Origin of the sequence: Lentzea albidocapillata (assembly GCF_000719115.1) — a bacterium.
In the GTDB taxonomy this organism is placed as follows: Bacteria; Actinomycetota; Actinomycetes; order Mycobacteriales; family Pseudonocardiaceae; genus Lentzea; species Lentzea albidocapillata.
The window spans coordinates 299906-312685 of the sequence record NZ_JOEA01000009.1 but is presented as its reverse complement, the minus strand read 5'-3'; the positions used below and the strand labels follow the sequence as shown (position 1 = coordinate 312685).

1 protein-coding gene (running past one end of the window) is annotated in these 12780 nt (G+C 71.1%); it reads right to left on the bottom strand.

Annotated elements, in window-relative coordinates:
• Positions 1 to 12780: the 5' portion of a glycosyltransferase gene (locus tag IG04_RS0115480; RefSeq protein ID WP_030477345.1), read on the bottom strand. Its footprint begins 25764 nt before the window's first position; 12780 of the gene's 38544 nt are visible here — the first part of the coding sequence; it begins with the start codon at positions 12778 to 12780; the stop codon falls past the left edge of the window.

The following is a 12780-nucleotide window of genomic DNA, read 5'->3' as shown; positions in this document are numbered from 1 at the left end:
GCCCGGATAGTCCACGAGGCCCTTCGCGTAACCCAGCTTCCGGCTCAGGTCGAGGAGCAGGTTGGGACCGGTGCGGAGCATGACCGAGTTGCGGTGGACCCGCCCCAGCGGCGTGTCGAAGAACCCCGGTCCGAAACCGGTGACGTAGGACGGGAACAGCTCCCGCTGTGTCTTGCAGTAGTTGGCGCGGATCTCGTCCAGGTAGAGCTGGGTGAACGGGTGATCCTTGGGCAGCACGAACGCGGAGTTCCCTGCCTTGTCCGGGCCCTCCTTGTTGACCGCGAACGCCGCCTCGGTCTTGACGAACGCGTCGGGCGCCCACAGGTCCTCGATCTCGTTGTCGCCGTCGGTGTAGATGCCGCCGAACCGCGCGAGAATCTCCATGCGCAGGATGTCGCTGGCCGCGGCGTAACCGGGACCGGCCTGCTTGGTGTTCTCCATCTGGTAGAAGGGATGCAGCTGCATCGGGGACTCGGCGTTGAAGACCTCGTCCACGTTGATCAGGCGGATCTTGTTGGCCTCGGCCCATTCCCGCATACCGCGCACGTCCGCGAGCGGGTCCGGACCACCGTCGGCGGGCGGCGGGGTGTCGCGGGCCGCGTCGAACTGGCTGCGCGGCACGTCCGTCCACAGCACGACCTGCAGGAACTCGCCGTACACGTCGCCCGCGGCGCCGTAGTTCGCGCGGAACTGCGCCATCGCTCCGGCATCGCGCAGCGGTCCGCCCAGCCAGATCGCGTGCAGGATCGCCGGCAGCTCGACCGGGTTCGGCAGCGGAGGAACGTCACCGGGCGCCCAGCCGTGCCGCGCGTCCTCCGACAGTTCGACCGTGGTGACCCATGCCGTCTCGTCCGACAACAGATCGGGGTCCAGGGCCTGGGCGGTGGGCGCGCTCGCCGCGACCATGTTCAGGTTGTGCAGGAACATCACCGACTGGCCCGGCGTGAGTGCGGAGTAGTCGTGGCCGGACAGGAAGGCCGGGGCGGGCGGCGGCGTCAGCAGCCCGAAGAGGTCCGGCCCCAGCAGAGCGGCTCCTGCCACCGGCGCCAGGGACACCACCGCGTTGTCGAGGTCGTCGATCAGCTCGGCGCGGTCGGTGACCTCGTCGGCGTCCAGAGGCTCCGGCGTGGCGACCTGAGGCGCGTTCGAGCCTGCGCCGTCCAGGCGCGGCCGTGCACGCCGCGAAGCGTCCAGCCACTGCCGGTGCTTCTCGTCCAGCCGCTGCGGATCGTCGTTGCCCCACGCGAGAAGATCCGCTTCCGCCCGCTCGACCTCGTCCAGCGCCGCGTCATGCGCCGCCGCCAGCGCCACCAGCCGCTGGTCGTCGCGTGAGCTGCCCTGCACACTCTGCGCCATGCGAGCGGCCAGCGTCGCATACGCCGCCTCCGCCTCATGGAACTTGTGACGGGCCTGCAGGAGGTTCGCCCACGCATCAGCCCTCGTCGCCGGGAACGAGCCCGGATCGGCGACCAACGACGCGTCCGGCACGACCCGGCCGCCCGCGTCAGCGTCGAGAATCCGCAGCCACTGCTCCGTATCCCGTTGCCACGCCTCACTCATGGAGCCGGTCGTGGCGGGGTCCAGCGTGACGACCGCACGCCGACGCGCCTGTTCCGCGGACATCCCCGCGGGCGGGCCGTCACCGAGATCGCGTCCCTTCGACTCGGGCACGATGTCGACGGCATCGGCGGAAACGGCACGATCGCGGCCCTGGAGCAGGTCCAACTCGGTCGCCACGGCGGCACCGAGAGCTTGGGCGGTGGCATCGGCTCGTGCCTTCCCCGACCGCACAGCCTGCCTGATACCGAACGCCGAACCGTTCCCGTAGCCGGCCACAGTCGCCCGCGGCCGCGGCAGACCACTGCCCTGCCGTTCGACCGCGGCCCTCGCCAGCACCGTCGCGATGGACGCCAGCTTGCCCCGCTCCGACTCGGGGAACGTCTTCACACCCTCCGGGAACAGGATCTGCGCCGGATCGGGGGCAGGTTCCTCGTCACCGCTGTCGTCCGGCACCGATGCCTCGTCCACACGCGACGGTGCGGGGACGTGGATCATGGTGGCAGGCCGGGTGAACTCGGCGAGGAAGCTGGTGACCGCGGCATCGTTCTGGTCGACGACGAGGAACCGGGCGGCCTGCGGGGGCAGCACCACGGCACGGTCGTCGCGCTCCGTGATCAGCTCGCGATCGGTGACCGTGCGCACCATCGAAGCCAGCTCCGGCCGCGACGCCAGGTAGCCCAGCGCCGCCGTCCAGACAAGATCGGGATCATGGTGGCGGGCGACCGCATCGGCCACCACCGTCAGGTGCAGGTCGCCGTCCCGGTTGTACAACTCCCGCACCAACGTCTGCACGACCCGCTGGGTCAGCTCCAGCGTGGCCGCGCGATCCTCAGCCGCAACGGTGGCGTCCGGCCGGTTCCGGCCGGTCCAGCTCGCCCCGCTCTCCACCCTGGCGACGGCGAAGGCGGGCAGTTCGTCCATGCGCTGCCAGCCGAGCCGGGTGGCGAGCGTGCCGAGGTTGTCCGGCCCGGTGCGCGCCATCACCGAGTGCCGCCGGGCCCGCATCGAACGCTGTGCGAAGAACATGTCAGGCGGGACGAACCGCATGGCGGGGCCCAGTAGATCCCGCTGCCGCCTGCCGTAGTTCTGTCCGATCTGATCCAGGAACACGTCCGCGACCGGGTGTCCCTTGGGCATCACCAGCACGTCGTTGCCCTGCGAGATCCCGTCGTTGTTGATGCCGAACGCAGCTTCCGACCGGAGCACTCTCTCGATCTCGGTCAGCGTCTCCCGCGTGGCGACGTACTCGCCGTCGCTGTAGTAGCCACCGAAGCGCCGCAACACCGTCAGCCGCAGGATGTCACTCGCCGCCGCGTACCCGTGCCCGGTCTGCTTGGCCAGTTCCGCCTGCATCGCCGACTGCAACGGCATCGGGCTCTCGGCGTTGAACACCTCGTGCACGTTGACGAGCACGATGTCGTTCTCCTGCGCCCAATCCAACATCTCCCGCACGCCCGGCAGCGGATTCTCGCCAGGCACCTCCGACAATGCCCGCGCCTGCTCGAACGCGGCACGCGGCACGTCCGTCCACAGCACGCGGGTCATCCCCGCGCCCAGCTCCTGCGCCGTGAGTGCGAAGTTGTCCCGCATCTGGACCCGGCCCGCGCTGCTGGTGTCCAGCGGGCCGCCCAGCCAGATCGAGAACCGCACCCGCGGCAGCTCCAGCACACCCGGCAACGGCCTGGGCGCCTGAGGTGCCCAGTTCGTCAGCTCGTCCTCACCACGCTCGGCCACCATCACCCGATCACCCGGATCGGACAGGTTCCCGGGCGCTGTGTCCTCATGCGACGGTGCGGGCCGACGAAGATCCAGCAACTCCAGCAGGCGCAACCCCTGCCCCGCCGTCACACCCGAGTAGTCGTGGCCACGCAAGAACTCCGGGGCGGCGGGCGCCGACAACAACCCGAACAGATCAGGCTCCGGCACCCCACTGACCAACCGCGACCGCGTCGCCTCCACCAGCTCGCCCAGCAGCTCGGCAGCCGCGACCCCCTCCGGCTGGGTGGACCACGCGGGCTCTTCCTGCTCGTCGTGGAACTCCTCCACGTCATCCGGGGGACCCAGGAAGTCGGGAAGGCCGGACAGCTGGAAGGCACCCATGAAGTCGTCGCCGGAGAGTCCCGGGAAGCCGGTCTCCTGCGGCTCGGCCCCGGTGGTGTCGTCCGACAGGTCCGATAGCTGGAAGGCACCCATGAAGTCGTCGCCGGCGCCCGCGGCGAAGGCCCGGTCGCCGGCGCCCGCGGCGAAGGCCTGGTCGCCGGCGCCTGCTTCCTGAACCTCAGTGGTGGTGTCAGGCTCGTGGACGGGACGGGTCAGCGGCTGGGTCGTGGGACGGGTCGCCAGGAAGTCCGCCGTCGACGACAGAACCACCCGCGCCGGTTCGCCGAGCTCCGGGCCGAGCGTGATCTCCGTGCCCTGTTCGGTCAGCACGCGCAGCCGGACGTTCAGCGCACCGGCGACCGCGGCCGGCGTCGCGGCCGGTCCCAGGGCTGCGCCCGACGCAAGGAGTTCGTCCTGACGGGACAACGAGTCCGGCGCCAGGGTCGTGGCGATCGCCTCCACCAGGTTCGCCGCCACGGTGTCGCCACCGACCGGGACGACCTCGATCCGCTCACGCCGCAGCACTTCCTGCTGTGCCTGGGTGAGCTGCGCGAGCGCAGGAGCCTGCGGGACGTTCCCGTAGGAGTCGGTGAGACGAGATCCCAGCTGGTCCCGCAGGATGCGGTGGATCATCCAGCTGTGGCGGGGCAGCAGGCGCGGCACACCGCGTTCCGGGTACGCCACGTCCGCGCCCATGATGCTGCCGTCGCCGGTGACGACCGCGCCCACGCCGTCGTCCGCCCGGCTCAGGAGGACTCGGTTCCGGTCGTGTTCCTCGTCCGCCGCGCCGAGGTAGTGAAGCAGTTCGTGAGCCAGCGTTTCCGGTGTGGCGTCGGATCGCCAGACGTCCTGTCTGGTGCCTTCCTGTTCGTCATTGCTGACCACGACCTGCTGCGGGTGGCGGGACTGGCCGCTCTCGTCGGTCAGCGGGTCCGCGGTGAACTCGACGCGGACGTGCAGCTGGCTTCCGCCCGGCAGGCCGTAGCGCTGGTTGACCAGGTTCGCGAGACCGGCCTGGACGCGTTCCCTCACCTGCGCGAGCTGGTCCTCGGTGACGCCGGCACCGCGCACGAGGTTGATCGGCACGGTGAACTCGGTGACGGCGCGCCCGTCGACGTCGAACTGCCGGACGTCGTAGTCGATCAGGCCGTCGTACCGCTTGTCCTTCGTGGTGAGCAACGTGGTCAGCACGTCGGCGGTTTCGGTGCGGACAGCCCACTTCGGGGTCTGTGCCCGCTTCGCCTCCCACTGTGCCGGTTCGACGGGGTTCGCCACCCGGAACCAGGGCGCGTCGGTGGCACGGCTGTGGCGCCACCCCTCGTCCTCCTGGGTGCGCGGCGCGACCGCCGCCCGCCGGGCGAGCTCGGCGTCCAGCACGTCCTTCGCCAGCCACCACGCGTCCTGCTTCGCGTCCGCGAAGTCCTGCCAGGCCGCCTGCAATGCCGCCTGGGACAGGGCGGCCTGGTTGGCCGCGGCGGTCCACTGCGCGCGCACCTCCTGCGCGCGGGTCCGGACGTCGGCCAGTTCCTGCCGCTGCTCCGCGATGATCGCGACCGCGAGGCTGTGCCGCTCCCTCTCGTTGTCACGCCGGTACTTCAGCTCCAGCGCGGACAGCGTGGGGTCCGGCCGGGACGTCAGCTCCTCGACCTTCGCCGCGGACTCCTCCGCGATCTGCTGTGCGAGGAACAGCTCCCCGCCGGGACCCTGCCACGCTGCCTCGTGCTCCGCGAGCGTGGTCTCGGCGCCGGCGCGGTCCGGCCGCAGAGCGTCGAGCCGGAGCCGCGCGGCCTCGGCGACCCGCTCGGCCTCCCGCAGTGCCTTCTCCGCGTCACCGGAGTACCGCTCATGACGCTCCGCCGGCGTCAGCTCGGTCAGCTTCTGCCCCAGCGGCTCCAGGTCCAGCCGCGCGGTCCGCAGGGCCGTCCGCGTCCGCGTCACCTCGCCGGTCGCGGCGTCCCGTCGCGCCCGTACCTCCTCGATGCCGGTCAGCGCGCCGGCGAGCGCCTGACGCTGCTCGTCGAGGATCTCCCCGACGACGTCACGCTGGGCCCGCGCCTCGTCGAGCCGCAGCGCCAGCTCGCGCACACCGCCCGCGGACTCCGCCGACTCCAGCAGGGAGCGCAGTTCGTCGATCTTCCGCGCGACCTCGTCGGCCTTGCGCTCGAGAAGGAACATCGAGCCGGTCGGACTGTCCCAGGCCGTCTGGAGCCCGGCGATCCTGTTCTCCGCGGTGTCCACGCTCCGCTGCCGCTCGTCGAGCCGGAGCTGCGCGGCAGCCGCGGCCTTCTCCGCTGTCCGCACGGCGTTCTCGAGCACGCGCCGGTCGCGTCGTTCCTCCAGCGTCTGCGCGTCCGGATGCGTGTACCCGTGGTAGCGGTCCTGGGCATCCCGGGCGTACGACGTGCGCAGCAGGTCGACCGTCCGCGCCCAGCCCTCGCTCATCCCCAGTTCGCGGACCAGTGCCTCGGCCCTGGACAGCTGCCGCTGTGCGCCGATCTCGGCGTCCCGCCACGCCTTCGCGGTCCGGGTGACCCGAGTCTGGCGGGACTTCAGCACCCGCGACACCTTGGTACCGGCGATGTTCTCCGCGTCGGCGATCGGCATCCGCACGTCCGCCGAGCCCGGCAGCGACAGGTCCACGACCTCCGTGCGCCCGTCGACCCGCACGACGACCCGATAGTCGACGTCGAACCGCACCAGGGCGCTGCGCTCGGCGTTCTCGAGGTTCACCACCGCGGACGTGCTCGGGTCGTCGGGCACCGAGTCGACCGGCTCGCTCACCGTGCGGATCTGCGCGCCGCTGAGGTCACCCACGACGTTGCGCGGCTGGTCCGTGGCCATCAAGGTGGGAGCGCTGACGGACAGGTCGCCGCTCTCCACGAGCTTGTGCTCGGCCACCGTGATCTTCGACTTGGACGTGGGGTTGTCCAGGGTGACGCCATCGCTGAGCGCGATCACTCGTGGCACCCGGAGCCGGGCGTGCACCTCGACGTCCGCACGCTTGCCCCGCAGAACCGCTGCCTCGCGCAGAGCGGGCACGGGCAGGCTTTCCGTGGTCATCGACGGCAGGAAAGCCTGCAGCACCTGTGGGCTCAGGGTCGAGTGCAGCGCGTTGACGGTGCTCGTGCCGTAGTCCATGATGCCGTCGCCCGCACCGGCCCGTTTCAACGCGTTCCGGACGACCTCGCGCAGTTCCGCCGCGGCCCGCACGGACTCGACCGAGGCCTTGTCCGGCAGCGTCGGTACTCCGCCCTGCCGCCACGTCTCCAGCGACGTGGCCGCGCCGTCGCTGTCCTGGTCGCCGCCGACCGCCTGGTTGTCGTGGATGGTCAGGTTGTCCGCGGGCACACGGATGCCGAGCGTCCGCTCGCCGGTGCTCACGGATGCGACGACATCGTCCTTGTGCCGCACCTCGAGGGTGAACTCGATCGGGATGTCGAACAGCGCCGCCGGTCCGGTGGCGGTGCGCAGCCGCGCCTGCCGGCCGGTGGTCATCTCGATGGCGTTCGTCTCCGTGGCGGCGCCGACCGACCCGCGGGCCGCGCCGCCGGCCGTCGTCGTGTGCGTGGCGTCCGGCGTCTCGTGCGCCTTCCGCCCGGCCACCTGGCCCGAGACCGACCACGACCGGGACGTGCCGTCCACGCTGGTGACCCGGATCGCCCTGACCGTGTTGTGCTCGACCGTGCGGCCGTCGTTGACGACCTTGCGGAACTCCGGTTCGCCGAGCGTCCGGGCCTTCAGCAGCACCTGGTAGCCGGCGCCGCCGACCACGCCCGGCAGGTGGGCGTGCAACGCGATGCCGCCGTCCAGCGCGCTGTCGACCAGCGCCTCCACCCCGTCCGGGGACACGAGTTCGAGCAGCCGGCCCCAGTTGTTCATGGCGTCGTTCAGTTGCGCGTCCGGCAGCAGCGGCACCGCGGCCTTGGCCAGTTCGTCGCTCAACCTCGGCACCAGGCCGGACAGGTCGGGTAGCTGTTCCACCACGCCGAGGCCCAGCGCGCCCGGTTCCCCCACGGGCAGTGTCGCGGGAGGGACGAGCCGCTCGCGCCGTTCGATCCCGGCCTCTGGCTTGGCGGGCAGCAGGCCGTACTGGCGTGCCTGGTCGTCGGTGAGCCATACGAAGGCCGCGCCGGGCAGGTCGACGAAACGGGCGGCAACCCGCGGATCGGGATGCATCGCGGGGTTCTGCTGCCGTGCCTCGGCGAGCACCGTGAACCCGATGTCGAACCGCGCCAGCACCCTCGGCGTGCCCGGCGCCGTCGTGACGCTGCGGTCGACGGTCGCCGTGACGTCGGTGAGCTCCAGGTCGACGTTCGTCTTCGACCACGGCTTGACGGTCCCCCCGCCGATGCCGGACACGCTCGGGGTGTCCTTGCCACTGCCGACGACCGTGGCCCCCGTGGTGACGGTGGTACCGATCGTCTTGGTCAGACCGCTCTCGAACCGGAGCCCACCGGAGGTGGACCGCTCCGCGGCCGCGGCGTCGGCCACCCGGACGAGGCTGGGGTTGCTCAGCCGCGCGACGACGCCCACCTTGCCGACCCGGTCGGCGATCCGTCTGGGATAGACCAGCTCGTCACTGACCATGCCGCCGGTGAACGTCCGCAGCGCGGCCTTGACGTTGTCGGGGCTGAGCATCGTCTCGACGGCGGTCCACGCGTCACTGCCGGGCAGGGTGAGCGCGCGGTCACCGTCGGAGGCCTCCAGCAGCGCGGAGTGCACCGCGTCGCGGACCTCCTTCGTGTGGACGACGGTCTCGACGCCGGCCCAGTCGCTGACGTCGGGCGGCGGCAATGCCTTGAGGTGGCCGGTGATCGAGCGCGGCGGGTCGATCACCCGTGTGCGCGGCTCGCCAGGCGCGAACTCGGCGGGATCGGCGGAGTGGGTCAGGCTGTCCGGGATCCACAGCGTGTAGGTGGCCGGCAGTTCCCGCGGGCCGTCCGGGTCCTCCGGCGTGCGCACCTCCGGCGCCTGTGTGCCCGGCGTGCCCGGCAGCAGCTGCCTGATCAGCTTGTGCGGCCGCGAATACGAGGTGGTCGAGACGACGAACCTCGCCTTGTGCTCGAACACCTGCGCATCGGGGCCGCCGACAAGGCCGCGGGCCGACTCGACGACCGGTCCGCCGCCGAGCCGGGTGGTGGCGGAACGGCCGTACTTCACCGCGGCCGACGGCACGGTCGCCAGCTTCGACGTCAGCGACTCGCTGAGGACGACCACCCTCGACTCGGGCCCGGCGGTCCAGCCCCGGCTCGTGTCCGCGGCGGCGCCGGCCAGAGATCTGCTCGCCGTGGCGTTACGCACCTCCCGGTCCCTGACCTCGCCGAGGTGCTCGCCCGGCTCGGACTCCAGCCGGACGGTGATGGTGATCTCTTCCTGCCGCCACATGCTCTGCTGCTTGAGCGTGACCGACACACCCGCGCCCATCAGCGCGTCCGGCCTGCTGTGCAGGGCCTGCGCCGACAACGCCGCGAGCCTCTGCTCGTTCTCCAGCATCTGCCGGACGTGCTTCGCGTTCGGACGCTTGCTGCGGGAGTTGTCGTTCTCGCTGTCCCACGACGGCAACAGATCCGCGTACCGGGGCTGGTTTCGCAGCAGGCGGCGGATCTCCGGCAGCACCGCTTCGGCGCCCTCGAACCGGCCGACCTTGACGTTGCCCGCCGCCAGTCCGTCACGGAGGTGGACGGGCTCGAAGCGCCGCTCACCGGCCGGCTCGATGCGACTACCGACGCCCGCGGGTACCTGCAGATCCAGCTCGGCCGCCTCCGCGGCGCCGACCCTGGCGTACACGACCACCGTCCGGGGCTCGGTTTCCTTTCCGTCGAGGGACTGCACCACGACCTGGGCGGTGAACCGGTAGAGCCCGACATCACCGTGGAGCCCGATGCCCGCCGTCGTCGTGGACGTGCGGCCGACCGCCGAGGAGTGCACCACGGCAGCGGAACGACCGACGCCGGCGCCCGCTGCCACGTTCACCCCGGGCAGGACGTCCACCGCACCGCCCGCCGACAGGGACGCGTCGAACCCGCTCTTGGTGTAGGAGGTGGTGGTCACCCCCGCGGAGGTGGATTCCTGAAGCTGCAACGCCGATTCCGCGGTGGGACCGACGAGCTGGGCACCGGTCAGCACGGCCTTCATCCGCAGCTGGCCGGTGCGCTCGTTGTCCTCACTGGACAGTGGCGGCGAGTTGACCCAGCCCACCAGCATCGCGCCGAAGTTGTCCCGGATGTTCGTGGCGCTCAGGAACGACCGCAGGGCGTCCCGGCCGGGGGCGCCGGTGGCCGTGACGCCGCGGTGCAACAGACCGGCGGCGTCGGCGAACACGTCACCCAGCTCGGTGACGGCCTCCGCCACCGGGTGCTGGAGCCTGAGCCCGGACTCCGGGGGCAGGCTCTTGCTCTCCGGTTGCGCCGGCGGCGTGATGCCCACCAGGTGGTCCGGAACGCGCAGCACCACCGGACCGGTGAAGGCTTCCGGCTGCCCGAGTTCGGCGCCGTGCTCGTCGCGGACGGTCACGACGAACTCGACGTCGAGCTTCACCTGCCTGGAGCTTTCACCGGAACCGATCGTCCGCTGGTCGCGTGTGGAGGTGGTGACGGCCTGCGCGGCGCCGGGTGTGGCCAGCGCGACCTTGCCGCCGACCGTGACGTATGGCCCGGCGCCCGGAGCTCGCACCGTGACGGTGCCGCCGATGTCGCCGGCGGTACGTCCGGTGAGGTTCTCGGTGGTCGAGCTGCCGCCCTTGAGCGTCAGGTTCGACCTGCCGTTGTCCCGCCCGGCCGACCTGGCGCCGAGCACGACCGCGCGCACCTCGACCTCGCGCCGGTTCTTCTTGGTACCGACGGAGAAGAACATGCCGTTCAACGCCGACTCGAACCCGTCGCTGACGGCGTCCTTGATCTCGTCGAGCCGGCCGGCCGGGACGTCGGGCAGCACCCGCGCCAGCTCCGACCGGAGCTGGCCGGCGCACGGCACCTCGATCACCGCGGCGGACCCGATCGACCTGCCCTCGGCCAGGAACGGCGCCAGGTCGGCCAGGTTCAGCTCCTGGTCGGTCTCGACGGTGGTGTGGTCCGCACCCTGGACGGGCGGAGGCGGAGGCGGCTCCGGGATCGATGAGGCCACCTGCGCATCTACTGTGGACTGTGCTTGGTCTGCAGGCGCGGACTGAACCGGCTGCGTCTCAGCGGGTTGGGCTTCGTCGGAGGGACCCGATGTCGTCGTCACCTCGGCGGCCGAGCCGATGTCGGTCGCCACGGTGGTGCTCCCGAGATCGACCGGGCCCGACTCGACCGGGCCTGACTCGACCTGGACGGACTGCGTGGCCGGGGCACTCGCGGACGTCTGCCCGCCGACAGTCTGCGCAGCCGCAGCCGCAGCCGGAGCCGGAGCGTCGGTCGAGGTGGTGCGCGTCGGCGCGGGCCGGGTACGGGGGCGCTCGTCGTCCGCCTGGGACTGCTTGGCGTCGGCAGGCTTCGGCGGGGTCTTGCTGTCCGAAGACGCCCTGACATCAGAACCAGTCTTGCTGTCCGAAGCAGACTTGCCCTCCCCCGCAGACCTGGTGTCCGAAGTGGACCTGGTGTCCGCCGCAGCGCCACCCGTCGCAGTCGTGGCAGGCGGCGCGACAGGCGGCGCGACCGGAGCGGCGCCTGTCACGACTGCGGCGGTCCCGGTCGACAGATCGGAGGGCAGGCCGAGATCGAGGGAGTCCTTGCCACCGAACAAACTGCCGAGCTTGTCCTTGATCGACGTCACCGCCGCGTCGAGGCCGCGCTCGCCGACACTCTCGATGCCGTGACTGACCGCGCCGCCGACCACACCGGAGACGAAACCCATGCCGTAGTCCGCGCCGCTGACCTCCTCGCCGTTGATGGCGGCGATGGCGGCCTGGGACATGACGCCGGAGACACCCTCGGCGAGGAACGTGCCGCTGAACGCCACGACCTTGGCCGCGAGGTTGCCGCCGAGGTGGTCGTTCACGCTGCGGGACAACACGTCCGGCACGTTGTCGCTGAGCACGCGGACGACGTCCTTGCCGATCTTGCCGGTGTGCGGCGCCAGCACCTCGCGCAGGCTGTCCTTGAACGCACCCACGCCGCCGGCACCGTGCTGGCCCCAGTTGCCGACGAACTTCTCCGCGTAGTCGCGGCCGAGCTGCCGGGCCGCGTCCTTGCCGAGGGTGTCACCGAACGCGGTCTCGAACCGGCCGGCCACCTCCTTGGCGAAGTTGTCGCGGTGCCACTTCGTGAACGCCGTCTCCGGGCTGCCGAGCTCCTTGCCCGTCCGGCCGGTCAGGGTGTGCCCGATGTCGCGCAGCCATGTCTTGGTCAGATCGTCGCCAACGCCACCCGGCAGCTTGACGTCGTTGACGAGCTTCATCAGGTCTTCGGTGGTGAGCTTCTTGAAGTCCTTGCCCAGCATCGCACCGAGCTTGCGGCCGAGCTGCTCGCCGAGCTCGCCCACGACGCCGCCGAGCACACCGCCGACGACACCCGAGATCAGCGCGCCCCTGGTCGCGTCGCCGTCCCACTCGGTGCGTTCCTTCTGCAGCCGCTGCACCGCGACGTCGATGAGCAGTCCACCGGTGGTGCCGATGAAGATCTCGAACACCGCCGCCCGCGCCAGCAGCTTGAACAGCGCGACCAGGTACTGGCGGGTGGCGGCGTAGTGCCAGGAGAGGTTCAGCAGTGACGCCCCGGCGGTGACGGAGGCGAGGGCGTACTCCATCGCGATCTCGTACGCGAGCAGGAAGAGCTGGCCGATGGCGGAGTACTTCGCGTACTCGACGTCCAGTGCGATCTTGCGGCTGCCGTCGGCGATGCCCTTGGTGCCCCTGGCGAGCTCATCGACGAGACTCGGGGAGCCGCCGATGAGCCGCTTCATGCTGTCGTGGAACGCCTGCCCCGCGTCCGGCATCCCGAGCTTGTCGTCGATGCCCCGCTTGACCCTGGCGACCTCGTCCGGCAGTTCCAGGATCTTGTTCGTGACCTCGTCGTACTCCTGCGCCACCCGCCGGAACTTGTGCTGGTTGGCGGCGGGCCAGGACACGCCGAGCACCTCGAGGAGCGTTCGCGCCCACTCCGGCAGATCGCCGAAGTCGCTGCGATCGACCTTGATGGGCAC